Consider the following 26,158-nt stretch of genomic DNA (forward strand, 5'->3'; position numbering starts at 1 on the left):
TGACCCGTGCGGGCCGATGATCGCGCCGTGATAGCGCATTGGGCGGTAGTATTCGCTTTCGCCCGCGCGCTTACAAGCGCATAACTACGTATGCGCGCTACGTGGCTTCACGTAGCGGAAAACCCTGTATCGATGGTTCGATGAGTCTCAAGGCCAAGATCTTCCTCCTCGCGATCGTGCCGTTCGCGCTGGCGATCGGCGGGATCGGCTACGGCGTGCGCCAGCAGGCGCAGTCGCTTGCCGAAGCGCAGCACGATACGACGCAGGCCGCGTACATGTCGAGCAAGGAAATCGAGCTGCGGCATTACGTCGAGATCGCGAAAAGCGCCATCGCGCCCTACTACGACGCCCCCGCCGGCGATCCGCGCAGCGACGACGAACGCCGCCGCCTCGCGCTCGACGCGCTGCAACGGCTCGACTTCGGCCAGGACGGCTACTTTTTCGTCTACACGATGCACGGCCTGTCGCTCATGCACCCGCGCCAGCCGGATCTCGTCGGCCGCGATCTCTGGCTGATGCGCGATCCGAACGGCGCGCTGACCATCCAGGAACTGATCCAGCAGGCGTCCAAAGGCGGCGGCTACGTGCGCTACGTCTGGCGGCGGCCGTCCACCGGCTTGCTCGCGCCGAAGCTCGGCTATGTCGTGCCGCTCGAACGCTGGGGCTGGATGATGGGCACGGGCATCTATCTGGAAGACGTCAACGCGACGCTCGCGCGCATCGATGGGCAGGCGGCCGCGAACATCGAACGCACGCTCATGTGGATCGGCGCGATTGCGCTCGCGGCGCTCGCCATCATCGCGATGTGCGGCGCGGTGCTCAACATCAGCGAGCATCGCAGCGCGGACGCGAAGCTGAAGCGCCTCGCGCGGCAAGTCGTGGATTCGCAGGAACAGGAACGCGCGCGGCTGTCGCGCGAGCTGCACGACGGCATCAGCCAGATGCTCGTCTCGGTGAAGCTGCTGCTCGAATCGGCGCTCGCGCGTTTCGAACGCGGCGCGGCGCGCGAGCCGACCGCGGAGGCCGCGCTCGCGACGAGCCTCGGACGTCTTTCCGGCACGCTGCGCGAAGTGCGCCGCATCTCGCATGCGCTGCGTCCCGCGATGCTCGACGATCTCGGCCTCGCCGCCGCGCTCGAACAACTCGCGCGCGAATTCGACGGGCAGGACGGCATCGACGTGCGCTTCGAATCGATGGCCGATGGCAAGCCTTGTGCGCCGCAGCGCGCGACGCTGCCCGATCCCGTCAACACCGTGCTCTTTCGCATCGCGCAGGAAGCGCTGACCAACATCGCGCGGCACGCGCAGGCGTCGCGCGCGGCGCTCACGCTCGATATTTCGACGCACGCCGTCACCCTCGACATCACCGACAACGGCCGCGGCTTCGACGCGCACGACGCGTTCTCCGATCCGGCGAGCGGCATCGGACTGCGCAACATGCGCGAGCGGCTCGACACGCTCGGCGGCACGCTCGCAATCAGCTCGCAGCCCGGCCTCACGTCAGTCGCGGCGAGCGTGCCCTTGCCGCTCGCCGCCCCGAATCTTCAAGGACATACCCATGAGCGCTGAAACCGCCCGCATCATTCTCGTGGACGACCATCCGCTCGTGCGCGACGGCTTGCGCGCGCGCCTCGACTCCGTGCCGCATCTCGCCGTGATCGGCGAGGCCGGCAGCGCAAAGGAAGCGCTCGCGCTCGCCGCCGACGAATCGAACCCGCCCGATCTCGCGCTGATGGACGTCGGCATGGCCGGCATGAGCGGCATCGAATTGGCCGCGCTCTTTCACGAGCGGCATCCGGGCATCCGCGTGCTGATGTTGTCGATGCACGACAACGTGGAATACGTCAAGCAGGCGGTGCGCGCGGGCGCGAGCGGCTACGTGCTGAAGGATTCGCCCTCCGCCGAGATCATTCAGGCGATCGGCGCGGTGCTCGCCGGCAAGACGTTCTTCAGCGCCGGGCTCGCGGCGCGCATGATCCAGGCACAGTCGATGCAGACGCCGCTCGAACGCCTGACGCCGCGCGAGCTGGACATTCTGGATGCGCTCGCCGAAGGCTTATCGAGCAAGCAGATTGCGCAGCAGCACGGGCTGTCGGTGCGCACGGTGGAAACGCATCGGCAGAATATGAAGCGCAAACTGGACATTGACGGACAGGCCGAGCTAATCAAGTTCGCGGTGGAGCACCGCCGCACCTGAAGCCCGGCCCGGCCGGAAGACGCGAGAACGTCAGCCCGCCGAACGGGCGTTGTGCTCGGACAGGAACTTGATGAGACCGTCGACGCCGCCCTTTTGCAACTGACCGGCGAATTGTTGCTGATAGACCTGGATGAGCCATGCGCCCATCATATCGATGTCGTAGATTTTCCAGCCCTGCGGGGTTTTCTCCAGGCGATAGCGCACCGGATTGTCGCCGCCCGTGGACACGACGTGCGATTCGACGACGGCGTCCTTCGCGCTGGCGTCGATGCTCGGCGCATCGAACTTGAACTTCACGTCCTGATCGCGCAATTGCGCCAGCGACGCCGCGTACGTGCGAACGAGCAAGGTCTGGAACTGGTCGTAAAGCTGCTTCTGCTGATCGGGCGTGGCGCTCGCCCACGCCTTGCCGACCGCGATGCGCGTCGTGCGCTGGAAGTCGGTGGCGGGCAGGAAGCGCGTTTCGACGAGCTGCGTGATCTTCGCCATGTCGCCGCCGCGCGCCTGCGGATCGGCTTTCATCGCGTTGACCGTGCCTTCGACGGCATTCTTGACGACGGCATCGGGACTCGTTTGTGCGAGTGCCTCGCCTGCAAAGGACATCGAGGCGAGGAAAAAAGCAAGGCAAATGGACAGATAGCGTTTCATGGCACCCGTTCTCTGATCAGGTTTGGTGGCGCGGGTTGTGCGAGTTGTGCGGCCTTCGGACCTTACTGCAACGGTCAGACGGCTGCGGGTCAGTATACCGACACCGCAGCGCCGCAACAGTTCAAGCAGGGCGCGTCCGGTGCGCCCGGTATACTTGCGCGGCACCTCGCGCCGTTTCATGGAAATGATCCGGAATCCGGCGGTCGGCATCATGCAATTCGCGCGTTCGCACGCGCCAAAATAACAGGGCACCCCAGGTAGCGTCTTCATGCTGACGTCCAACATTACTCGCTTCGTCACCCTCGCCATCCGCCGGCCGGCGTGGATTATCGCCGTTTCGCTCCTGCTCGGCGTGCTGTCCACGATTTATGTCGTCCATCACTTCAAAATCAGCACCGACGTCAGCCAGCTCATCGAGGCCGAGCCGGAGTGGGCGGCGCGCAGCAAGGCGATCGACGAGGCGTTTCCGCAGCGCGGCGCAACGCTGCTGATCGTCGTCGAGGCGCCCGGCCAGGAATTCGCCGATGCCGCCGCGAACGAACTCGCCGCCGCGCTCGCGAAGGAGCCGGAGCGCTTCAAGTCGGTGTCGCAACCCGCGGGCGGCGCGTTCTTCGAGCACAACGGATTGCTTTATCTGCCGGCGGACAAGGTCGCGCAGACCACGAAGCAACTCGCGCAGGCGCGCCCGCTCATCAACACGCTCGCGCACGATCCGACGCTCACCGGCCTCGCGCAGACGCTCAACACGACGCTCAATCTGCCGCTGACGCTCGGACAGGTCAATCTCGGCCAGATGGCGGGTCTGCTCGGCAAGAGCGCCGCCGTGCTCGACCGCGTGCTGGCGAATCAGCCGGCCGCGTTCTCGTGGCGCGGCCTCGCGGATTCGTCGCCAAACGACGCACCCGGCCGCGCGTTCATCACGGTGCTGCCGGAGCTCGACTTCAATGCGCTGAAGGCGGCGGCGGGCACGTCGGAAGAGATTCGCGCGAAGGCCGCGCAGCTCGGCATCGACAAAAAGTATGGCGCGACGCTGCATCTGACCGGCGCGCAACCGCTCGCCGACGAGGAGTTCGCCTCCGTGCAGGACGGCGCCGTGCTCAACGGCGTGCTGACTTTCCTCGTCGTGCTGATGATTCTGTGGGTCGCGCTGCGCTCCAAGCGCATGATCTTCGCGGTGTTCGTCACGCTCTTCGTCGGGCTCGCGATCACCGCGGCGCTCGGCCTCATGATGGTCCACGCGCTCAACATGATCTCGGTTGCGTTCATGGTGCTGTTCGTCGGACTCGGCGTGGACTTCGGCATTCAGTTCGGCGTGAAGTATCGCGAGGAGCGCTACAAGCACAAGCGGCTCGACGTGTCGCTCGCGGAAACCGCGCGCCACGTCGCGGTGCCGCTCACGCTCGCCGCCGCCGCGACCGCCGCGAGCTTCTTCTCGTTCCTGCCGACCGCGTATCGCGGCGTGTCGGAACTGGGGCTGATCGCGGGCGTCGGCATGTTCGTCGCGTATGCCACCAACATGACGCTGCTGCCCGCGCTCATCAAGGTGTTCGCGCCACCGGGCGAAGCGCACTCGCCGGGCTTTCCGGTGCTCGCGCCCGTCGACGAATTTCTCGACAAACATCGCAAGCCGGTGCTGATCGGCACGCTCGTCGTCGTGATCGGCGCGCTGCCGCTGCTCTTCAATCTGCGTTTCGACTTCAATCCGCTGCATCTGAAAGACCCGCACACCGAGTCGATGGCGACACTCATCTCGCTTCAGGACTCGCCCGAAGGCGCGGTGAACGACGTCGCCGTGCTCGCGCCCTCGCTCGCCGATGCGGACGCGATTGCCGCGAAGCTGCGCAAGCTGCCGGAAGTCGGCAGCGCGACGACGCTCTCGTCGCTCATCCCCGCCGATCAGCCGCAGAAGCTCGAACTCATCAAGGTTGCTGCCGATCAACTGTTGCCCGCGCTCGATCAGCAGACGGCCGCGCCCGTGACGGATGCGGTGCGTGTCGCGGCGTTGAAGCGCGTGTCGAGCCAGTTGTCGCTCGCCGCCGACGAGCATCCCGGCCCCGGCGACAAGGAAGCGAAGCACCTGTCCGAAACGCTCGCCAAGCTGGCGCAGGCCGACGCCGCCACGCGCGACCGCGCCGAGCAAGCGATGGCCGAGCCGCTGCGTCTCGCGCTCGCGCATCTGCGCGCGCTCCTCACGCCTGAGCAGATCACGCGCGACACGCTGCCGCAGCAGATGAGCGCGTCGTTCGTGACGCCGAAGGGCCAGGCGCTCGTCGACATCGCACCGAAAATCCCGCCGGGCGTCGATCCCAACGACGACGCGCTGCTCGCCCGTTTCGCCGATGCCGTGCAGAAAGCCGAGCCCGATGCGATCGGCGGGCCGATCTCGGTGCGCCATTCGGCGGAAACCATCATCAAGGCGTTCGAGCAGGCGGCGCTCTACTCGCTGATCGCGATCGCGGTGCTGCTCTGGATCGCGCTCCGCCGTTTCGGCGATGTTCTGCGAACTTTGGTACCGTTGCTCGTTTCCGCGATCGTCACGCTGGAGTTGTGCGTCGTGTTCCGGATGCCGCTCAACTTCGCGAACATCATCGCGTTGCCGCTGATGCTGGGCGTCGGCGTCGCGTTCAAGATCTATTTCGTGATGGCGTGGCGGTCCGGCCAGACGCGGCTGCTACAGTCCAGCCTCACGCATGCCGTTATGTTCAGTGCGGCCACGACCGCGACGGCGTTCGGCAGCCTCTGGTTTTCCCATCATCCGGGCACGTCCAGCATGGGGCGGCTGCTGGCGCTGTCGCTCTTTTGCACGCTGATCGGCGCGGTGGTGTTCCAGCCGGTGCTGATGGGCAAGCCGCGCAGGGTGCGCGCGGCGGCGCGAGCGAAGCTCAGGGCGGCGCAACGCCATGACAACCTAAGAGGAATTGAAGAATGAAGTCGGGATCGACGGCTTTGACCGCTCGTGCTGTGCGTAAATTGGGCTTGAGTCTCGCGATGGCGGGCGCGCTCGCGATGGCGGGCTGCGCGACCGGCCCGGATCGCAATCCGAAGGATCCGCTCGAGCCGATGAACCGCAAGATCTTCACGTTCAACGACACGGTCGATACCTACGTCGCGAAGCCGATCGCGCAGTTTTACGTCGATTACACGCCGAGCCCGTTCCGCACGGCGGTCAGCAATTTCTTCTCGAATCTCGGCGACTTCTCCAACTTCGCGAACAACTTGCTGCAGCTGAAGATCACCGATGCGACGCAGGATCTGATGCGTATCGCGATGAACTCGCTGTTCGGCATCGGCGGTTTGATCGATATCGCATCGCCGGCGGGTTTGCCGAAGCATCATCAAGACTTCGGTTTGACGCTCGGGCACTACGGGATGCCGTCGGGACCATATCTGGTGCTGCCGCTGCTCGGCCCGAGCTCGTTCCGCGATTCGACGACGTGGCTCGTCGACTGGCGCGTGAATCCGTTGAGATACTCGGAACCGGAGATTCTCTGGCCGCTCTTCGGCCTGAACTTCGTGAGCGCGCGCGCGGATCTGATCGGCGCAACGGATCTGCTGTCGGCGGCGGCGCTCGACAAATACGCGTTCGTGCGCGACGCGTATACGCAGCGCCGGCAGTATCTGTTGACGGGCGGCGGCGCCAGCACGCTGCCCGATTATGGCGATGAGGGCGCGAGCGCTCCGGAAGGTGCGAGCGCGCCGGGCGAGACGGGCGGCGGCAGTCAGGAGCAAGGCCTGCCAACTTATGTCGATCCGGGCGCGGCGGCATCGCCTGCCGGTGGCGTCGGCGGAAAGTCGCCCGCGCCGCAGGAAAATGCCCCGAAGGGCGAGCCGTCGCCGAGTTCGAGCAAGGGGCAAGGCTTGCCGCAGTATGAGGATCCAGGCGCGCAGCCGGCGGGGAAGTGAGCGGGGTGAAGCCTGGAAAGGAAACGGGCGCTCGAGGCGCCCGTTTTGCGTTTAGTGTGCAGCTTCTTCCGCCACTTCCTCCATCAGATCATCGCCGGACACTTTCGGTGCTTCCACCGCACCCTGATCGCGGCGATAAGCCTCGAAGAGTTCATCGGCATACCGGATCTGCGTGCGGCCGTGCGGCGCAGGCTCGCCCTGCTCGTTCAGATTCACGAACACCATCTTCTCGACGGTCAGAATGCTCTTTCGCGTGATCTTGTTGCGCACTTCGGCGCGCAGCGTGATCGACGTACGGCCAAACTGCGTCGCCGTGATGCCCAGTTCGATGATGTCGCCCTGACGCGCCGAACTCACGAAGTTGATCTCGGACATGAACTTGGTGACGACGCGCTGATTGCCCAGTTGCGAGATCGCGTAGATCGCGGCTTCCTCGTCGATCCAGCGCAGCAGACTGCCGCCGAACAGCGAGCCGTTCGGGTTCAGATCTTCGGGCTTGACCCATTTGCGGGTATGGAAATTCATGTGCGTTACCTCACTTTCGTTGCCGCGCACGTCGTGGACGAAAAGGAGGACGTGCGCTTGATTAGGGTTTTCCCTGATTATACCGACATGAGGGTTAACCCGCAGAAAGCAAGGGGACGCAAAAGCTCAGGCCAGCACCAGCGCCTGCGCCCTTTCCAGCGCATGCCGCGCCTGCACGAGGCTCGCGCGGGCACCGCGCGCGTCGGATGCGAGCCGCAAGAGTCCGCCCAGTTGCGACGGGTCGCGCATCAGTTCGCGCAGAATCGGACCGATGGCCGTCGTGCCGTCGTCGCGCAAACCGGCGGTCGCGGCCGGCGGCAAGGTCCGCCACGCCGGATCGACGACTGCGCGGCACACCGCGAACGGCAAACCGCGCGCCGTCGCGATCGCCCCGGCGATATGCGATTCCATATCGACGGCCAGCGCGCCCGTCGACGAATGCAGCGAGCGCTTTTCCGCCTCGCTCTTGACCGGCGCGGCGACGCCCGCCATCTTGCCGCGCCGCGTGACACGCGCGAGCGGCGTGCCCGCGAAGGCATCGGCGATGCGCGCGGACCATGCCGCATCGGTGTGCAATTCGCCGAACGGACCGCACACGCTTTCGGCGACGATCAACGCGCCCGGCTCCAGATCCGGCGCGAGCCCGCCCGCCGTGCCGAAGCTGATGATGCCCGAGCAGCCCCGCGCGAGCGCATCGGAGAGCGCGCGTTCGAGCCAGTCGGCGCGCGCCGCGAAAACGACATCGACGCCGCGTCCGCGCACGATCTTCGCCTCGAACGCCATGCCGGTCACGGCGACGACGGGCGCGTTCACATCGCCGCCGTCACGCGCGTGAGACCTTCGCGCGTCAGATTGCGATAGCGCGCGAGCGCCCACAGCGGGAAGAACTTGCGATATCCGTGATAACGCAGATAAAACACGCGGGGGAAACCGGTCGCGGTGAAGCGCGTTTCGTCCCAGAGGCCGTCCTTGTTTTGCGTTCGCAACAGATAGTCGACGCCGCGCGCGACCGCCGGATGCTCGACGAGCCCCGCCGCCATCAGCCCCATCAGCGCCCATGCCGTCTGCGACGACGTGCTCGGCGCCTGTTCGTATCCGCGATAGTCGAGCTTGTAGCTTTCGCCGTCTTCGCCCCAGCCGCCGTCGTTGTTCTGGATGCCGATGAGCCAGTCCGCCGCGCGCGTCATGCGCGGGTCCGTCGGCGCGACGCCGGCCGCGTTCAACGCGCACATCGCCGACCAGGTGCCGTAGATGAAGTTCATGCCCCAGCGCCCGTACCAGCTTCCGTCGCGTTCCTGATCGCGCACGATGTATTCGAACGCGCGCCGCGCCGGTTCGCTGGTCAGCGATGTCTCGCCGAGCTGCGCGAGCATCGACAGACAACGCGCGGAAACGTCGACGGTCGGCGGATCGAGCAGCGCGCCGTGGTCCGAGAACGGGATGTTGTTCAGGTAGAACTGCGTGTTTTCCGGCTCGAACGCGCCCCAGCCGCCGTCGCTGCTCTGCATGCCGACGACCCATTCGCGCGCCCGCGCGATCGGCTCACCGTAGAACGCCGTGCCGTTTTCGCGATCGGCGCGTTCCATCGCCATGGCGACGACCGCCGTGTCGTCGACATCGGGATAATGCGGGTTCGCGAACTGGAACGCCCAGCCGCCGGGCCGCACGTCCGGACGGCGCGAAATCCAGTCGCCGCGCACGTCGAGAATTTGCAGCGGCACCAGCCAGTCGAGGCCGCGCTTGACCGCTGCGCGCGCCTTCGGCATGCCGGTTTCGAGCAGCGCGTGCGCCGCGAGCGACGTATCCCACACCGGCGAGAGGCACGGCTGGCAATACGCTTCGCCGTCGTCGGCTTCGTCGATGACGAGCAGCTTGTCGAGCGACTTGCGCGCGATCGCGCGATTCGGATGCTCGGGCGGATAGCCGAGCACGTCGTACATCATGACCGAGTTGGCCATCGCCGGGAAAATCGCGCCGAGGCCGTCCTCGCCGTTCAGACGCTCGTCGACGAAGCGCACGGCTTCATCGATCGCACGTTCGCGGCCGGCCGCGGGCAGCAGCGGATCGGCGACGCGCAGGATCGAATCGACGACACGGAAAAACGCGAACCAGCCGCGGCTCTGATGCCCCGAGCGCGACGGCATGCCGGTGTTGACCGGCGGATTCGTGAACACTTCGTCGATGCGCACGCCGCGCGGATTGCGGGCGCGCGGGCGTTTCGCGTTGAGCACGAGCATCGGCACGATCACCGTGCGCGCCCAGTACGACACCTTCGACAAGTGGAACGGGAACCACATCGGCAGGCGCATGATCTCGACGGGCATCATCGGCACGGCGCGCCACGAGACGACACCGAAAAGCGCGAGCAGGATGCGCGTGAACACGTTCACCTTTTCCGCGCCGCCGGCGGCGAGAATCGCGGCGCGGGCGCGCTCCATATGCGGGGCGTCGGGCGAATCGCCGATCATCTTCAGCGCGAAATACGCCTTCACGGTCGCGGAGACGTCCATCGCGCCGTCGGAGAAAAGCGGCCAGCCGCCGTCGTCGCGTTGAATGCGGCGCAGATAGCGGCCGATCTTCGCTTCCAGCTTGTCGTCAGCGGTTTCGCCAAGGTAGTGGACGAGCAGCACGTATTCCGCCGGGATCGTGGCGTCCGCTTCGAGTTCATAGAGCCAGTAGCCGTCCGGATGTTGCTCCGCGAGCAGCGCATCGGTGGCGTGGTTGACGGCGGCATCGAGCGAGGCGCCCGAAACCTGCGCGCCCACGGCCGACAGGGATAAATCGTTCATCAGCGTTCCATCGATGGGTTCAACAGCGCGTCCGCGGCCTTCTGGCCGGAGCGGATCGCGCCTTCGATCGTCGCGGGCAGGCCGGTCGCCGTCCAGTCGCCCGCGAGCGTGAAATTGCGCCAGCGTGTGCGCGTGGCGGCCCGCAGGCCTTCCTGCGCCGGCACGGCGGCAAACGTCGCGTGTTCTTCGACGACGACCTGCCACGGCGGCGGCGGCGCGGCGGGCATGCGCAGCGCCTTCGCGGCTTCCCGCCACGCTGCCTGCGCGAGGGCTTCGTGCGGCGTCGCGAGCCAGCGGTCCGCGCTCGCGAGCGTCACCGAAATGCGTCCGTCGGCGGCGAACATCCAGTCCGACGTGCCGTTGACGAGCCATGTCATCGGCTGGAAGCCTTCGGGCACGTCGACGGCAAAGTGCACCGTGACGATCGCGCGCGACGCATCCGGCGCACTCAAATCTGGCACCAGACGGCGGGCCGCATCGGGCGGCACGGCGAGCACGACGCCATCGCCCGGCGCGAGCGCAAGCGGCTCCGCGCCTTCGAAAGCCAGCGAGCTTACACGCTCCGCCGAATCCGTGCCGGACAAGCCGATGCCGGTCACGCGCGAGCCGAGCCGGATCTCCGCGCCGCCGTACTGCAAAAGCCGCAGCGCGGGCTCGACGAACGCGTGCGACAGCCCGCTTCTCGCGATGAGCGGACGGCACGCCTGGCCGCCCTGCGCGACGGTTTCGCGCAGCAGACCCGCCGCGAGCGCCGCGCTCGCCCCGGACGGATCGGCGTTGAGCATGCCGCGCAGCAGCGGGCGCACGAGCAGATCCCACACCCGATCCTTGCGCCGCACCGATTCTTCGATCGTGCGGCCCGGCCTCGCCCACAGAAGCGGCAGATACGGCAGGTAATCGGCGGGTTGCGTGCCGGGCACGCGCGCGCCGGCGTCGAAGATCCAGCGCGGCAGGCGCCCGGACGACATGCGGATCGTCCATGCGTCGCCGGTCGTGACGTCGAAGAAAGGGTAATCGGGCTGCGTCGGGCCGATCAGCGTATCGGTCGCGCTGATCGCGCGCAGATAGGCCATCGTCGATAGATTGCCGGACAGCAGCAGATGATTGCCGTTGTCGAGCGTGGCGCCGAGTTTCGGATCGAAGAAGGAGCGGCAGCGTCCGCCCGCGTGAGGCGCGGCCTCGTGCAGCGCGACGCGCGCGCCGCGCCGTTGCGCCTCGACCGCGGCGGCAAGACCGGCAACGCCCGCTCCGACGACGACGACCCGCCGGGACATCAGATCAGATTGCGCGCCACGATCCACAGCAGGCGCGAGCGCGGCGTGCGCACACGCGTGCGCGGCAGGTCGAAGCCGCGTTTGAGATTGGCGTCGAGCACGGTGCGATACGCCGCCGACATGATGCGCGGCGCGCGCACCTGGGCGCGCGGCGAAGCGGCCATGATCGCGTCGGACTGGGCGTAGTGGCCCTTCGCGCGCTCGGCGAGCACGGCGCACACGCGCGGCAGACGCGCATCGCCGGCGATGCTCGCCGGATCGCTCGTCGAAATGCCTTCGCGCGCGAGCAATTCGCGCGGCAGATACACGCGGCCGATTTCGGCGTCTTCGTCGATGTCGCGCAGGATGTTGGTCAGTTGCAGCGCGCGCCCGAGATGGTGCGCGAGCCGCCGGCCGGCGTCCTCGTGCATCCCGAAAATTCTCACCGATAGCCGCCCGACCGCGCTCGCCACGCGATCGCAATACAGGTCGAGCGTGGCTTCGTCGGGCGCGACGATGTCGCCGGCGGCGTCCATCGCCATGCCGTCGATCACGGCGTGGAAGTCGTCGCGGGAAAGGCGGAACGCCTGGATGTGCCGCGTGAGCGCTTCGAGCGATTTCTTCGGCGTGCCGGCGTAGCACGCGTCGATATCTTCGCGCCACTGGTCGAGCGCGAGCGCGCGCTCGCGGCGCGGCAACGTGCCTTCGTCGGCGATGTCGTCGACGGCGCGGCAGAACGCGTAAATCTGATACATCGCGTCGCGCTGCGCAGCGGGCAGGATGCGCATCGCGAGATAGAACGAGCTTCCCGACGACGCTTTCTCGGCGTCCGGAGCAGGATCGTCAGCGATGAAGTTGGAAACGGCCAAGACGAACTCCGCTGTGGCGCCCCCACGGGCAAAATTTAAGAGATCGGGCGCCGGTTTCGATGCAGGCCGATGCGCGCGGAACCACCTGGCGCAGAGCGGGACGAACGAAGAGGAAAGCCGGCGCGAGCCGGCTGCGACTGCGCCGGAAGCGGCAAAGAGTATATCAATGATTTGCCCGATTGCGCCGGAGCCGCGCGGGGCATGGCGCCGCGCGGCGGGCGAGGCTCAGGCGAAGCCGATCGCCCGGTTCCGCCCTCCGCGCTTCGCCGTATAGAGCGCCGCGTCGGCCTCGTTGATGAGCGCTTCGTACGACGACGTCACGCCGGTCCGCGCACGCGCCGCGCCGACGCTCGCCGTCACGGGCACGCGCGCGCCCTGCACGTCGACGGGCGTTTCGCCGATCTCGCGGCGCACCTTTTCCGCGACGATCATCGCGTCCTCGAAATTCGTGCACGGAAGCAGCAGCGCGAATTCCTCGCCGCCGAAGCGCCCGAACACGTCCTGCACGCGCACGGTTTTCGCCACGCGTTCGGCCATTACGCGCAAAACCGTATCGCCGACGAGATGCCCGAGATCGTCGTTGATGCGCTTGAAGTGGTCGAGATCGAACAGCAGCATCGACAGTTCGCCGCCGTAGCGCTGCCAGCGCTGAAATTCGTCGCGCAGACGCAGCTCGAAATAGCGCCGGTTCGCGATGCCGGTCAGGCCGTCGCGATCGGCGAATTCCTGGAGCTTCGCCACGGCTTCGTCGCGGGCGCGCTGCATCATGCTCGCGTGCGTCACGTCGGAAATCGTCACGCAGACGGCGCGCACGTCGCCTTCGAGCGTGAGCGGCATGAACGTGCAGTCCTGCTGCATGTAATCGACGCCGCCGGTGATCGGCCGGTCATGATCGAACTTGAAGAGATACGGGCGCTGCTCCCACGAGCTGAACGCGAAACTGCCGAGCTGGAACACGCTTTCGACCTTGCGCGTGAACCACACGCGCGGCAGTTCCGGAAAGCTCGCGAAAATCGATTTGCCGATGACCTGCTCGGCCGACTTGCCGCTGTGGTCCTGCATGAACCGGTTCCACATCAGCACGTTCAGATCGCGATCGAGCACGAAGATGCCGAACCCGACACGCTCGATCACCATTTCGCTCAACAGATGGCGCAGGTCTTCCATGCGTCAGAGGCTCGACAGCAGCGCATCGAGCGCTTCGTTCAGATGCGCGATGGCGTCTTCGGCCATCAACATCACGAGATGCGCGCGGAAGCTGTGGTCTTCGAGCGCGAAATTCACTTCGAGCAAGAGCGCCGTCTTCCACGCGAGCACGCCGGGCTGAAACACTTCATCGAGGCCGATGTCCGAGCCGAGCATGCCCGGCGGCGAAAAAATCGGCGAGCGCCCGAGGCGGTCGAGGATGCACGACACGCATGCGCCCATCAGCACCGTGGCGATATCGAAGACGAGCTCGGTGCGCGTCGTCGTCGTGTAGGTCGACTTGGTGTACGGATCGTCGACGAGCGCGCACAGCTGATCGACGCTGCCGCTCTTGCACAGCACGATCGCCTCGCCCTTGATGTCCGAGCGAAAGCCCTGGCGCACGGCCGTGACGGTATCGGTGATGCCGGTCATTTCGGCGAGCGCGGCGGACGCCTCGGCCACGCTCACGACGCGCACGCGCGGCACCGACAATTCGATGAACGTGCCGAGCAGCTTCGAGAGGCGCGTCGCGGCCTGACCCATCGCCATGTTGGCGACTTCCTGCAGCGCGTCGCGCTGATCTTCGTTGAGGGCGGCTTCAACCATGGAGACCGTACTCCTTCAAAACGGGACGCAGCGCTTCGGGCGTCACCGGCTTCGGCAGGAACGCGATCGCGCCGAGCGCGCGGACCCGTTCCTGGGCCATCGGCTGCACATCGGCGGAAACGACGATCACGAACGTGTTGAGGTCTTCGTGCTGCAAGGCGTCGAGCACCTGATAGCCGGTCATGTCGGGCATCGTGAGATCGAGGAACATCACCGAGGCGCGGCCCGCCCGATAGTGGTCCAGCGCCTCGCGGCCGTTGGTCGCGTAGGAGATCTCGACGTCCCAGTCCGGCGGCAGCGCGCGCGTCAGCACCTTGCGCGCGAGCAGGGAATCATCGGCAATGACAATGGGCAACGGCATGGGCGGCTGGATCTCTTGGGCTGTTTTCGGGCTGAGGACAGTCGCGTCGACAGACACGACACGCTCTCGTATGGATTACGGCATCCGCGTGGCGATCTTTACGGCAATCTTCACGGCAGAGCCGGCGTGAGCCCTCTCGCCCGGCGGGAACGCGGGCGCTGCCGGAGACGCAGTTCGGCGGCGATGAGCCAGGCGCGGCGCCGGTGGACGTAGGCGCGCCACGCGGCGGGCGGGCGCTGGGTGAGCAGCGTGCGCACGGCGCGCGATGCAGGTTGGCTCTCGATCGGCGTCATGGTGCCTGCCCCGTCATGATCCGGATGTTCCGGACCGTGGCCTTCTTCTCTCCTCGCTGGGTCGCGCTGCCCGCCGGCGTCTCGCCGTGCAAGCGGTACTTCTCCCCGACGCGCGCCGCGAGGCTACGTATGTGCTCCGGCCGGCGCGCTCTTCGGCGTGTCTGGTCGGACGATTGCATTGTCTGACTATCAGAATGTCAAAGCAACTCGCCGGGGCGCGAAGCGAGAATTAATATGATGAAATGAGTTTCGAATCGAGAGGAATTAACTTCGTATCTTCCGATATGGTACGTTTTCATACTTTTGTGTACGTTTGCGCTACCAGTAATCTCGCTAACTGCGCGATGCGACCGAGGCTTTCCTCGATACACCGCGCGCGGACACCCGTGCGACCGGCATGCTTCGTGCATCCTTCGTGCGGTTACACTGCTCGCGCCCGGCCGGAGCCGTATGCAAGCGCTTCACGGCGTACGTAAGGCACGGCCTACGCGTAAGTTTTCCAATTCGCTGCCAAAAATGACGCTGCAAAGTGGGGACTCCGACGCCGATCCTGCCGCGGAAACCTGGCAGGGCGAACCGCCTTTTCCGGCGGTGCCCGAGCGCAACTTCGCCGCGCAGCGCCTGACGCTCTACGCGCTCCTCGTCGCGGCCATCGTGCTGCCGTGCGTGTACGTCGCGCTCACCGCCGTCTCCGACTACCACACGCGCGTCGCCGATGCCTCCGAGCTCGTCGCGCGCAATGCTCGCGTCGCGGAAGAGCACGCGCTCAAGGTCTTCGATCTGAACGTGACGCTCAACGAGCGCATCGTCGATCTGCTCGACGACCTCGACGCCAACGCGCTCCGCCGCGAGAGCGCGACGATCCATCAGCGCCTGAAGACGATCGCCGATACGTATAAGCAGGTCGCGGCCGCTTCCGTGTTCGATGCCGACGGCAAACTGCTCGCGACGAGCCGGACCTGGCCAACGCCCGACATCTCGGTCGCGGAGCGCGACGACTTCAACGGGCTGCGCGCCGGCCATCAGATTCAGCAGATTTCGCGCGTGATGATCGGCCGCGTCGCCGGCGAACAGGTGTTCAACACCGCGATTGCGCGGCGCACGCCGGCCGGCGCGTTCGACGGCATCGTGTCCCTCGCGCTGCGGCCGTCGTATTTCAGCGCGTTTTATCGCGAGCTGATCGGCGACAACCCGAGCGTCTCGCTCGGCCTGTCGCGCTCGGACGGCGAAGTGCTCTCGTGGTATCCGCCGCGCCCGCCCGATCGCATGGCGCTCGCCGCCAGTTCGCCGCTGCGCGAGGCGTATCGCGCCGGACGCCGGAGCGGCGTCGTCAAAATGGTTTCCGGGCTGGACGACCAATTGAAGATCGTCGCGTTCCGGCGCGTCGGCACGTATCCGATCTACGTATCGAGCGGCTATCCGATCGCGACGATCTGGAGCGACTGGTGGCGTCATCTGAGCGTGCTCGCGCTGTCGATCTTCGCGCCGTGCGTGGTGCTGTGGGGCGTGATCGCGCAATCGTTGCGGCGGCTCGCGGCCGAAGAGGACGCGTGGGAGCGCTGGCAGGCGGAAGCGTCGATGCGCCGCTCGATCGAATCCGCGTATCGCCAGGCGCGCAAGATGGAAGCGCTCGGCAATCTCGTCGGCAGCGTTGCGCACGACTTCAACAATCTGCTGATGATCGTCTCGACCAATGTGCAGATCGCGCGGCGGCGCGGCGCGCCCGGCCTCGATCGCGAACTGACGGCGATGGAACGCGCCCTGAAAAGCGGCCAGTCGCTCACGCGGCAACTGCTCGGCGTCGCGCGCAAGCAGCCGTTGCGCAGCGAGATTCTCGCCATCGGCAAATGGGTGCCGGCGGGGCGCGAGCTGCTGCGCGCATCGCTCGGTGCGAAGGTGGCGCTCAATGTCGAGGTCGCGCCGGACGTGTGGGCGATCCGCGCCGATCCGGCGGAACTGGAGCTCGCGCTCATCAATGTCGCCGTGAACGCGCGCGACGCGATGCCCAACGGCGGCACCTTCACCGTGCGCGCCGGCAACGTGCGCTTTCGCCATGAAGACGGTTTTCCGATCACCGGCGAATTCGTCCAGATCACGCTGGAGGACAACGGCGTCGGCATGAACCCGGAAGTGCTCGGGCGCGCGTTCGAGCCGCTTTTCACGACCAAGCCGAAAGGCATGGGCACGGGTCTCGGTCTGCCGCAGGTGTTCGCGTTCTGCGAGCGCGCGGGCGGACTCGCGACCATTGACAGCGCGATCGGCGCGGGCACCGCGGTGCGCCTGTATCTGCCGCGCGCGGCGGCGGGCGCGCCTGGCGCGGCGGCGAAGGTGGAACAGGCGGCCGCGCCGGAAGCGGATGGCCTGCGCGTGCTCCTTGTCGAGGACAACGAGGAAGTCGCCGCCGGCACCGAGGCGCTGCTCACGATGATGGGCCACCACGTCACCTACGTCTTCAACGCCGACAGCGCCGCGACGATGCTCGAAGCCGCGCGCGCCAACGCCGCGGCCAATTTCCCCTTCGACGTCGTGCTCTCCGACATCCACATGCCGGGGCAGATGAACGGCATCGATCTCGCCGAGATGCTGCAGCGCTTCGAGCCGCGGCTTCCGGTGATTCTCGTCACGGGCTACGCGGAAGAGCTCGACCGCGCGCGGCAGGTCGGCGCGCGCGTGCTGTCGAAGCCATTCGATATCGCGCTGCTCGACTCGCTCCTGCGCGCGATCCGCGAGCGCGTGGACACGCCGGGCGCTCGCGCGGCGCGCTGAAGCGGACGTTCCATCGCGCGAAACCCCATCGCTTTTTGTACGCGAGTTTGTAAAAGCGCCGTCATCCATCCATACGCATTCCCGAGCGCGCCGGGCAGCGCCTATCCGGCACGCGAGTTGCGTAAATGCCTGCATACGCGGCGACACGACGTCGCCGGTTTCCGGAATTTGCCCATCCCCAGGAGGCGTTCATGCGACACACCGTCATCGGAGTTTTCGACACCTATGCACAAGCCGAGGACGCGCGCTCGGCCCTGATCGCCGCTGGCTTCCCGCGCGGGGATATCGAACTTCAGGCCAACCCGAAGCGCGACGACGCCGCCGCGCCGTCCGACATGCCCGATGCCGTCACGCATCAGGAGCCGGGCATGCTCGCGAACATCGAACGCTTCTTCAGCATGCTCTTCGGCGGACGCGATCAGCCGCCCGAGGTCGCGCATTATTCGGAGGCCGTGCGGCGCGGCGCGATTCTCGTTTCCGTCGATACACCGAGCGTCGAGCAGGCCGACATCGCACGCACGACGCTTTCGGATCAGGGCGCGATCGATATCGACGAACGCGCGGCGAGCTGGACGACGCTCGAACACGGCACGCCGGAAGTGCCCGCAACAGCCGCCGACGACCGCGATCATTCGGTGCTCGACGAACTGGGCCTCGGACGCGGCAGCGCCGTGCCGGGACGCGAGCCGGTGAACGATCCGAGCGTCATGCCGTCGCGTGCGCGGGCTTATCCGCACGCCGACGTCGGCGATCCAGCCTCGGTGACGCCGCGCGATTACGTCAGCGATCCCGCCGACGATGTGCTGATGCCGCGCACCGGCACGCAAAGCCAGTCGCAATCTCAGTCGATGATGAGCGAAGCCGAACGCGCCGCCGCGCGCGATCCGCTGGCGGGCCGCGATCCGGTCACGGGCCGCGACCCGTACGCGACGACCGGCATCGATCCGCTCGCAGGCACGTCCGCCGATCCGCTTGCGGCGCGCACGGAGCTGGCAGGCGAGTCGCTTTCGGAGCGCGACGCCATCGCGGGCCGCGATCCGCTGCGCCCCGCAAGCGCCGATTCATTGCCCGGCGTGCGTACCGACACGGCATCGGAATGGCGCTCGGTTAAACCGCTGAGTCCGCTCGACGAACCGGCGGCGCCCTATCAACCGGGCGAACGGGGCGCGGCCCGCGCGGTGGGATCGTCGCCTGATCCGGTTCTGGCTTCGGCGGGCACGCAGGCGGGCGGTCCGGTCGGTCCGGCGCCCACGGCGAATCCGCAAAACGTGCCCAACGAGTACATGGAGTACGAAGAGGACTTCCGCGCCGACTACGAATCGAGGTATTCGGCGACGGGCGAGCCTTACGAGGACTATCAGGGCGCGTATCGGTACGGCGCGACGCTCGGCAACGACGACCGTTTCCGCAGCCGCGCGTGGGACGATCAGATGGAATACGAGATGCGCCGCGACTGGGAAACGAGGAACCCCGGAGGCGATACGTGGGATCGCTTCAAGGCCGCGATCCGTCACGGCTGGGATCGCGTGACGGGACATCATCACGTTTGACGGCAGTTGATAGACGGCAGCAAACGGAAACGGCCCGCGCGAGCGGGCCGTTTTGCATGCGGACCGTGAACGCTCAGGCCGCCCGGTCACGCACCCACGCGGCGTACTTGTCCACGAACGTCTGCAGATACTTGCGCGTGTCCTCGCTGACGATATTGCCGCCCGCATCGATACGCTTTTCGTCGTGCTTGATGTACATCTCCGGCTGATTCATCAACACGATGTCGAGATAGGCGCACACGCCGCGCAAATGCGACTGCGCGATCGCCGTGCCGATCGCCCCGACCGACGTCCCGATGATCGCACCCGGCTTGCCGCCCCACACGCTGTGTCCCCACGGACGCGAACCCCAGTCGAGCGCGTTTTTCAGCACGCCCGGAATCGAGCGGTTGTATTCCGGCGTGACGATGAGAAGGCCATCGGCATCGGCGATCTTCTGCTTGAACGCGCGCGCGGCCTCGGGAAAGTCGCTGTCGTAGTCCTGGCTATAGAGCGGCAGGCTGCCGATGTCGAGAAACTCGAAGGAAAAATCGCCCGGCGCGAGCGACACGAGCGCATGCGCGAGCTGCTTGTTGAACGAATCCCGCCGCAGGCTGCCAACGACCACCGCGATCTTTAAAGCCATGACATCTTCCCCCGTCAAAGGATGAAAAAGTGGACGAACCGTTCCCAAAAACGCCGTCTTCGAGACGGCGCGCGTGCTCATGATAGGCGCATCGAGCGACAACCGTCTTCACGCCCGGCGATGCATTACGGACTATTTTTGCGACGAATCGAGCAATCCACCTTGCGCCGCGCCACCACGCGGTTCGCGGTGAGCTATCCCCAACGTTATCCACAGTTTCTGTGGATAAGTTGAGTGTAACTTCCATTCCGTTTAGTTTCTGATTCATAAACGAAACAAGATGCGCGAATTCGGCGGCTTTTACGGGCGAATTCGGTGCAAATGAGGCGTCGCGAGCGCTGCGATCGACGGCAAAAAACGAGGGAGGCTTCGCGAATCGCGGGCCAGCATTCAACCACTCTCGACAACAATGTGTTGGCTCAATCGGTGTTTTTGCCCAATAGGAATGCTCTTAGACTGCCTCTCAAGCGTCGGCCCCGACGCACCTGCATCCAGGAGATTTCAAATGAAGAACGCACTGATCGGCGGTCTGGTTCTGTCCGCGCTTCTCGCCACCGCGCCTGCATTTGCTCAGTCGACCTCCGCGGTCAAGAGCCGCGCCGAAGTGAAAGCGGAACTCGCGAGCGCGCGTCGCGCAGGCGATCTGGATGCCGTCAACTCGCTGAGTTATCCGCAATTGCGCCCGTATCAGGAACGGCACGCGCAGCTCCACGCTGACGCGCGCGACGTCGCTACCACGCGTTGAGCGGACAATATCGCAGAAATCAGAGGAAGCAGCCTGAACTGATCCTCCTCCACCATCGAACCGAAGGTGGTTGCGTCCGGTGCGCCCGTGCCGGACGCTTTTTTTTGCGCGCTCAGAGCATCACGGTGAGGCAGAGCGTGACGGTGACGAGTGAAATCACCGTCGAGAAGAGAATCGCGCTCGACGTCACGCCGCCTTCACGCCGATAAAACTCCGCGAGCATGAACGGGCCGGTGCCGGTCGGCAGCGCGCTCAGAATCACCGATGTCTTCGCCCACAGCGGCGGCAACGCGAACAGATGAAACGCGAGCCACCAGGTCAAAAGCGGCTGCGCGATCAGCTTGAGAGCCACGAGCGCGCTCGTCGTCCTGACATCGCGCGCTTCGCCTTTCGCGCCCAGAAAGAGGCCGAGCGCGACGAGCGCACAAGGGCTCGCCGCGCCGCCGAGCAGCTTGAGCAACGCCTGCGCGCCTTCCGGCACATGCGCGCCCGAACCGCTCAACAACGCACCCGCGACCGGCGCAATCAGCAACGGATTCTTCACGAGCGATTTCGCCACGCGCCAGAGCGTCGCGCCGATGTGCTTCCCGGTCTGCAATCCCATTTCGATCAGCACGATCGCCACGGCGAACAGCACGCACACGGTCATGATCGTCGCGATGACGGCGGGCGCGAGACTTTCCTTGCCGAACGCGAGCAGACAAAGCGGCAATCCGACGAAGCCGGTGTTCGGATACGCGGCGTTCAATCCGTCGATGCTCGCGTCGGCGAGATGACGCGACTGCATCAGGCGCACGATGAGCGTCAGCAGAAAGATCACCGCCGAACCGATGCCGAACGCCGCGATGAACGCGGGTTGATCGAGCATGCTCCAGGGCGTTTTCGCCATGATGTCGAAGAGCAGCGCGGGGAGCGCGAGATACACGACGAAGCGGTTCAGCTCGGAAGCGGCGGTGGGTCCGAGCTTGTTCAGCTTGCGGCATGCATAGCCCGCGAAGATGAGTCCGAAGACCGGCAGGATGATCGTGAAAAGCGGAGTCAGCAGCGAAGGCAGCGATGCGAATGCTTGAGGCAGGGAAACCGGCGAAGGCATGAGGCAACTGCCCGGAGGCGTGAAATGGAAGAGCGAGAGAATACTCCGAGTCAGAAGGGTGAGGCGATTCGGGAGCACGGCGACGGTGAGGCGCTCGTCACTTGCCAGGCTCACTCTTCATCGATTATCTGGAGCGCGAAGCAATTCACGGATCTCAGTCACATCGTTAAGTGGACGATGCAAGCCATTGTTCTTTAATGTATTCGCGTTGTTCTGCGCTGTTGCGGCGCGTCATCGCTGCGACGCCGGTCAAACGGTGATGCGGAATGAGCCGCAGCGCGTGCATCGATTAAGGTGAGGTGATTCGGGAGCCCCCAAAACGCCCTGTCGCCGGAGCGCGGCGGCGGAATAAAACCCAATAGCGACAGCCACTTGCGGCTCGCGCGACTTTTCGCGCACCCCGCCGGAGCCGTCTTGAGGTGAGGAAATTCGGGAGCCGCGCGCGGACGGAACGAAGTTTGCTGCTACGTCAGCCTTCGCACTTCTCACCTTGCCTGCAACATGACTAATAGAAGACCTTGGGCATATGGCGCCGCGGCGCTGGCTTTGATTGGCGGCATCGTCACGCTGGTCGCGTGCGCATCGAGCGGCGCGCGCAAAAGCGGCAACGACAACGTGCCCGAACCGTCGAAAGCCGTCGATCTCGATCGCTATCTCGGTCACTGGCACGAGTTCGCGCGCTACGAAAATCGATTCGAGCGCAATTGCGAAGCCGTCACGGCGAACTATGCGCGGCGCGAGGACGGGCTCGTGTCCGTCGTCAACGCGTGCAGGCAAGGCGGACTGACCGGCCCGTACCGGTCGGCGGAAGGACGCGCGAAGATCGTCCCGGGATCGAACGGGACGAAGCTGAAGGTGTCGTTCTTCGGCCCGTTCTATGTCGGCGATTACTGGATTCTCGATCACGCCGACGATTACACGTGGTCCATCGTCGGCGAGCCGACCGGGCGCTATCTATGGATTCTGACGCGCGAAGCGAAGCCTTCGGCGGAGTTGCGCCGCTCGCTGATCGAGCGCACGCGCGCGCTCGGCTACGACGTCACGATGCTGCGCGAGACGCAGCAAGGCTGAGCGCTCAACCTCCCTTGCAGGCGACGAGCAGCGAGTTCTGATTGTTGTCGGTCGATTGATCCAGCACGTCGTAGCCGCTCGGGCAAAGCGCCTTCGCGTTGTCCGTGCAATTGCGCCAACCCTCGTAAGCGGGGCACTGGATCTGTTGCGTCGGGCGGCCATCGGACGAGAACAGCGGCGGCGCGCTGCTGCAACCGGCGAGCGCCCACGCGCTGCCCGCCAGCATGATTGAAAGGCCGATTTTTCTGCCGAGTGCCGTCGCGCTTTTCATCCGCTACCCCTTTGATTCTTGGTCGTTATTTTTCGATTTCCGGAGTATGCCACGCGAAGCTTTCGCGCCGTTTGGCGTGTTCGCACACGCCGTCAGACGGCGATGCCGAGCGCCGCGATCTTCTTGTACAAGGTCGCCCGGCCGATGCCGATCTTCTCCGCCGCATCCGCGACGCGCCCGCCGCTCGCGCGCAACGCATCGGAGAGAAAGCGCCGTTCGAAGTCGGCCATTGCATCGGCGTAGGAAATGTTCGGCGGATCGTCGTCGTCCTGCGCGGGCGGTTCGGCCTGCGCCGCGATCGCGACGCGCCCCGCATCGATGAACGCGGACAGCGCGCGGGCATCGATATGCTCGGTCTCGGACAGCATCAGCGCGCGTTCGAGCGTGTTGCGCAGTTCGCGGACGTTGCCGGGCCAGGAATACGCCTCGAGCAGTTGCAGACCGTCTTTATGCAGCACGAAATGGCCGACGTGCCCCGGCCGCGTATCGGCCGATAAATCTTCGAGGATCGCGTAGGCGAGCGCTTCGATGTCGCCGAGGCGGTCGCGCAAGGGCGGCGCGTGTATCGTCAGCACGTTCAGCCGATAGAACAAGTCCGCGCGAAAACGCCCGGCCGCGACGAGCGCGGGCAGATCGGCCGACGTCGCCGCGATGATGCGCACATCCGCGCGCACGATGCGATTCGAGCCGAGCGGCTCGAACTCCTTGTCCTGCAACACGCGCAGCAGCTTGCCCTGAAGCGGCAGCGGCATGTCGCCGATTTCATCGAGAAAGAGCGTGCCGCCGTCGGCCAGCTCGAATTTGCCGACGCGCCCTTTCCGCTCCGCGCCCGTGTACGCGCCCGCCGCCGCGCCGAAGAACTCGACTTCGAGCAGCGTGTCGGGAATCGCCGCGACGTTGACGGTTACGAGCGGCTTGCCCGCGCGCGTCGATGCGCCGTGGATCGAATGCGCAAGCAGTTCCTTGCCGGTGCCGGTTTCGCCGAGCAGCAGCACCGGTGAATCGACGAGCGCCGCGCGCCGCGCCTGACGCTTCACTTCGAGACTGACCGGACTCGTGCCGACGAAGCTCGAAAACGTGTACTTCGCCCGCCGCGCCTGCGCGAGCGACTGGCGCGTCGCGATCAGTTCCTGCTGCACGCGCGAGTAATGCGCGAAAAGCGGCGTGAGCGCTTTCATCTCGTCGAAGAGCGCGAAGCCGATCGCGCCGACCGTCGCGCCGGAGTCGTCCCTGAGCGGCAGACGCGTGACGACGAGCGGCTCGCGGTCGGTTTCCAGCACATCGAGCAGAATGGGCTTGCCGGTCGCGACGACCTCGCGCATCAGGCTGTTCGGAATCACCGTTTCGCAGTCGAGGCCGATCGCGTCGAGCGGATCGTCGAAACCGAAGCGCGCCGCGTAGCGCTTGTTGATCCACACGACGCGCGCGTCCGCATCGACGATGAAAGTGCCTTCGCTCAGGTTCTCGAAGGTCTTGAAAAGCGACTCCATCGCGCGGCGCATCACGTCGCTGTAGTCCGCGGGCACGTTGATCCAGTCGTTGCGCATGGCGCCTAAAGTCTCCGCTTTCTCTGTTTGGAGACAAACTATCTCAACTCGGAGACGAGCCGGCTATCCGCATCTGTACTAGTCTTGGACGTGACGCGCGCCTATTTCACCCGCGAAAACGTCTCAATTTTGAGACATAGGGCTGAAACTTTGCGATGCCATCCTTGCCCGATGCCCGCCGCGCCTGCATTTCAGGGCATTGGCACGAAACATGCTCTTGCCCGCGCGGTGCGTCACCCCACGCGCCGCCAGCGCTTTCAGAAGAGGCGCGCGGACAACGTTTCAAAGAACAAACCAATCACGGAGACTCAATGTCGTTCATCATCGTGCTCGCCGCCCTGGCGTTCCTGATGCTCGCCGCCTATCGCGGCTACAGCGTCATTCTTTTCGCGCCGATCGCCGCGCTCGCGGCCGTCCTTCTCACCGATCCCGCCGCCGTCGCGCCCGTGTTTTCCGGCATCTTCATGGAGAAGATGGTCGGCTTCGTGAAGCTCTACTTCCCGGTGTTTCTGCTCGGCGCGGTGTTCGGCAAGGTCATCGAGTTGTCGGGCTTTTCTGAGTCGATCGTCGCCGCGGCCATTCGATACATCGGCAAGTCGCGCGTCAATGCGGTGATCGTCGCGGTGTGCGCGCTGCTCACCTATGGCGGCGTGTCGCTGTTCGTCGTTGTGTTCGCGGTGTATCCGTTCGCGGCGGAGATGTATCGGCAGAGCAATATTCCGAAGCGCCTGATGCCGGGCGCGATCGCGCTGGGCGCGTTTTCCTTCACGATGGACTCGCTGCCGGGCACGCCGCAGATCCAGAACATCATCCCGACGACGTTCTTCAAGACGACCGGCTGGGCCGCGCCGTGGCTGGGCGTGATCGGGTCGCTGTTCATCATCGTCGTGGGTCTGAGCTTCCTCGAATGGCGCCGCCGCTCGGCGATGGCCAAGGGCGAAGGCTATGGCACGTCGCTCGTGAACGAGCCGGAGCGTGTGGAATCGACGTCGCTGCCCAATCCTGTGCTCGCGATTGCGCCGCTGATTCTCGTGGGTGTCGCGAACTTCGCGCTGACGAAGTGGATTCCGACGTGGTACGGCGCGAGCTATACCGTGCCGCCGGAAGTGCTGCCTGGCGTGCATGCGCCGGTGACGACGGCGGTCAAGACCGTTGTCGCGATCTGGGCGGTCGAAGGGGCGTTGCTGCTTGGCATCGTGCTTGTGGTGCTGACTGCGTTTTCGCGCGTGAAGGAGCGGTTCGCGGTGGGTACGCGGGCGGCGGTGGCGGGCGCGTTGCTCGCGGCGATGAATACGGCTTCCGAATACGGCTTCGGTGGTGTGATCGCGGCATTGCCGGGTTTTATCGTGGTCAGCGATGCGCTCAAAAGCATCCCGAATCCGCTCGTCAATGCGGCCATCTCCGTTTCGTCACTCGCGGGGATTACGGGTTCTGCTTCCGGCGGGATGAGTATCGCGCTTGCTGCCATGTCGGATACGTTTATCGCCGGCGCTCAGGCGGCGCATATTCCGCTCGAGGTGCTGCATCGGGTTGTGGCGATGGCCTCGGGGGGCATGGATACGCTGCCGCATAACGGTGCTGTTATCACGCTGCTCGCCGTGACAGGGCTTACGCATCGGGAGTCTTATCGCGATATTTTTGCCGTTACCGTCATTAAGACTTTGGCCGTTTTCTTTGTTATCGCGGTTTATTATTTGACTGGGATTGTTTGACGGGTTTTTTTTCGCCGGATCCCGGTTTCTTATCGGTCTATTAGCGCTGCCCCTGTGCGGGGCGGCAGTTACTTTCTTTGCTGCTGCAAAGAAAGTAACCAAAGAAAGCAGCTCGTTTAGGCCCGCGGTCACACGCAATTTGGGTAG

22 protein-coding genes are annotated in these 26,158 nt (G+C 65.4%); 9 read left to right on the forward strand and 13 right to left on the reverse strand.

All coding sequences use genetic code 11. The features are described from left to right. The first annotated feature begins 140 nt into the window (after positions 1-140). A complete protein-coding gene (locus tag AWB76_RS32725) occupies positions 141-1,568 on the forward strand; it encodes a cache domain-containing protein (protein WP_061164247.1) in 1,428 nt (475 codons plus the stop codon). Next, positions 1,558-2,196: a response regulator gene (locus tag AWB76_RS32730; protein ID WP_061164248.1), complete on the forward strand. Its 639-nt coding sequence runs from the start codon at positions 1,558-1,560 to the stop codon at positions 2,194-2,196. The genes AWB76_RS32725 and AWB76_RS32730 overlap by 11 nt, the downstream gene beginning before the upstream one ends. 30 nt (positions 2,197-2,226) lie before the next feature. Here the strand turns inward: AWB76_RS32730 and AWB76_RS32735 are convergent, their stop codons facing one another. Next, a complete protein-coding gene (locus tag AWB76_RS32735; RefSeq protein WP_061164249.1) occupies positions 2,227-2,844 on the reverse strand; it encodes an MlaC/ttg2D family ABC transporter substrate-binding protein in 618 nt (205 codons plus the stop codon). Positions 2,845-3,112: 268 nt separating this feature from the next. On the opposite strand from AWB76_RS32735, the gene hpnN reads away from it, so the two are divergent. Both hpnN and AWB76_RS32745 read left to right on the forward strand, forming a co-directional pair. After that, positions 3,113-5,773 (forward strand): hopanoid transporter HpnN, encoded by a 2,661-nt coding sequence (gene hpnN, locus AWB76_RS32740; protein ID WP_061164250.1) that lies wholly within the window; start codon positions 3,113-3,115, stop codon positions 5,771-5,773. Continuing rightward, positions 5,770-6,747: an MlaA family lipoprotein gene (locus AWB76_RS32745; RefSeq protein WP_061164251.1), complete on the forward strand. Its 978-nt coding sequence runs from the start codon at positions 5,770-5,772 to the stop codon at positions 6,745-6,747. Before hpnN ends, AWB76_RS32745 begins: the two co-directional genes overlap by 4 nt. 51 nt (positions 6,748-6,798) lie before the next feature. Here the strand turns inward: AWB76_RS32745 and AWB76_RS32750 are convergent, their stop codons facing one another. From AWB76_RS32750 to AWB76_RS32785, 8 genes are all read right to left on the reverse strand, one after another. After that, a complete protein-coding gene (locus AWB76_RS32750; protein ID WP_061164280.1) occupies positions 6,799-7,272 on the reverse strand; it encodes an acyl-CoA thioesterase in 474 nt (157 codons plus the stop codon). 126 nt (positions 7,273-7,398) lie between these two features. Beyond that, entirely contained in the window at positions 7,399-8,085 is a 687-nt protein-coding gene (locus AWB76_RS32755; RefSeq protein ID WP_061164252.1) for a phosphorylase, read from the reverse strand. Next, complete coding sequence (gene shc, locus AWB76_RS32760) at positions 8,082-10,061, reverse strand: squalene--hopene cyclase (protein WP_061164253.1); 1,980 nt, start codon at positions 10,059-10,061, stop codon at positions 8,082-8,084. Before shc ends, AWB76_RS32755 begins: the two co-directional genes overlap by 4 nt. Then, positions 10,061-11,335, reverse strand: a complete 1,275-nt coding sequence (gene hpnE / locus AWB76_RS32765; RefSeq protein ID WP_061164254.1) for a hydroxysqualene dehydroxylase HpnE — start codon at positions 11,333-11,335, stop codon at positions 10,061-10,063. The genes shc and hpnE overlap by 1 nt, the downstream gene beginning before the upstream one ends. Continuing rightward, positions 11,335-12,183 (reverse strand): presqualene diphosphate synthase HpnD, encoded by an 849-nt coding sequence (gene hpnD, locus AWB76_RS32770; protein ID WP_061164255.1) that lies wholly within the window; start codon positions 12,181-12,183, stop codon positions 11,335-11,337. Before hpnD ends, hpnE begins: the two co-directional genes overlap by 1 nt. 225 nt (positions 12,184-12,408) lie before the next feature. Then, complete coding sequence (locus AWB76_RS32775) at positions 12,409-13,350, reverse strand: sensor domain-containing diguanylate cyclase (RefSeq protein ID WP_061164256.1); 942 nt, start codon at positions 13,348-13,350, stop codon at positions 12,409-12,411. A 3-nt stretch (positions 13,351-13,353) separates the two neighbouring features. After that, on the reverse strand, positions 13,354-13,977 hold the full coding sequence (locus tag AWB76_RS32780; RefSeq protein WP_061164257.1) for a chemotaxis protein CheC: 624 nt from the start codon (positions 13,975-13,977) through the stop codon (positions 13,354-13,356). Then, positions 13,970-14,338: a response regulator gene (locus tag AWB76_RS32785; protein WP_061164258.1), complete on the reverse strand. Its 369-nt coding sequence runs from the start codon at positions 14,336-14,338 to the stop codon at positions 13,970-13,972. The genes AWB76_RS32780 and AWB76_RS32785 overlap by 8 nt, the downstream gene beginning before the upstream one ends. Positions 14,339-15,147: 809 nt before the next feature. On the opposite strand from AWB76_RS32785, the gene AWB76_RS32800 reads away from it, so the two are divergent. Together AWB76_RS32800 and AWB76_RS32805 are read left to right on the forward strand one after the other, a co-directional pair. After that, complete coding sequence (locus AWB76_RS32800; protein WP_061164261.1) at positions 15,148-17,397, forward strand: hybrid sensor histidine kinase/response regulator family protein; 2,250 nt, start codon at positions 15,148-15,150, stop codon at positions 17,395-17,397. Positions 17,398-17,588: 191 nt separating this feature from the next. Further along, entirely contained in the window at positions 17,589-18,947 is a 1,359-nt protein-coding gene (locus AWB76_RS32805) for a hypothetical protein (RefSeq protein WP_061164262.1), read from the forward strand. Between the two features lie 73 nt (positions 18,948-19,020). Here the strand turns inward: AWB76_RS32805 and AWB76_RS32810 are convergent, their stop codons facing one another. After that, a complete protein-coding gene (locus AWB76_RS32810; protein ID WP_061164281.1) occupies positions 19,021-19,572 on the reverse strand; it encodes an NADPH-dependent FMN reductase in 552 nt (183 codons plus the stop codon). A 505-nt stretch (positions 19,573-20,077) separates the two neighbouring features. On the opposite strand from AWB76_RS32810, the gene AWB76_RS32815 reads away from it, so the two are divergent. Then, positions 20,078-20,317 (forward strand): DUF4148 domain-containing protein, encoded by a 240-nt coding sequence (locus AWB76_RS32815; protein ID WP_061164263.1) that lies wholly within the window; start codon positions 20,078-20,080, stop codon positions 20,315-20,317. A gap of 112 nt (positions 20,318-20,429) precedes the next feature. Here AWB76_RS32815 and AWB76_RS32820 read toward each other — a convergent pair whose 3' ends face one another. Continuing rightward, positions 20,430-21,359: an AEC family transporter gene (locus AWB76_RS32820; RefSeq protein ID WP_374729967.1), complete on the reverse strand. Its 930-nt coding sequence runs from the start codon at positions 21,357-21,359 to the stop codon at positions 20,430-20,432. A gap of 552 nt (positions 21,360-21,911) precedes the next feature. Between AWB76_RS32820 and AWB76_RS32825 the strand changes: the two genes are divergently transcribed. Then, positions 21,912-22,481: a lipocalin family protein gene (locus AWB76_RS32825; RefSeq protein WP_061164264.1), complete on the forward strand. Its 570-nt coding sequence runs from the start codon at positions 21,912-21,914 to the stop codon at positions 22,479-22,481. 4 nt (positions 22,482-22,485) lie between these two features. Here AWB76_RS32825 and AWB76_RS32830 read toward each other — a convergent pair whose 3' ends face one another. Then, positions 22,486-22,752 carry a hypothetical protein gene (locus AWB76_RS32830; protein ID WP_374729965.1) on the reverse strand — a complete coding sequence of 89 codons (267 nt, stop codon included), beginning with the start codon at positions 22,750-22,752 and terminating at the stop codon, positions 22,486-22,488. Between the two features lie 92 nt (positions 22,753-22,844). Further along, positions 22,845-24,299, reverse strand: coding sequence for a sigma-54 interaction domain-containing protein (locus AWB76_RS32835; protein ID WP_061164265.1), 1,455 nt, complete (start codon positions 24,297-24,299; stop codon positions 22,845-22,847). 311 nt (positions 24,300-24,610) lie between these two features. Here AWB76_RS32835 and AWB76_RS32840 point away from each other — a divergent pair, with 311 nt between their 5' ends. Continuing rightward, positions 24,611-26,011 (forward strand): GntP family permease, encoded by a 1,401-nt coding sequence (locus AWB76_RS32840; RefSeq protein ID WP_061164266.1) that lies wholly within the window; start codon positions 24,611-24,613, stop codon positions 26,009-26,011. The last annotated feature ends 147 nt before the right edge of the window (positions 26,012-26,158 follow it).

It is taken from the genome of Caballeronia temeraria (assembly GCF_001544795.2).
In the GTDB taxonomy this organism is placed as follows: Bacteria; Pseudomonadota; Gammaproteobacteria; order Burkholderiales; family Burkholderiaceae; genus Caballeronia; species Caballeronia temeraria.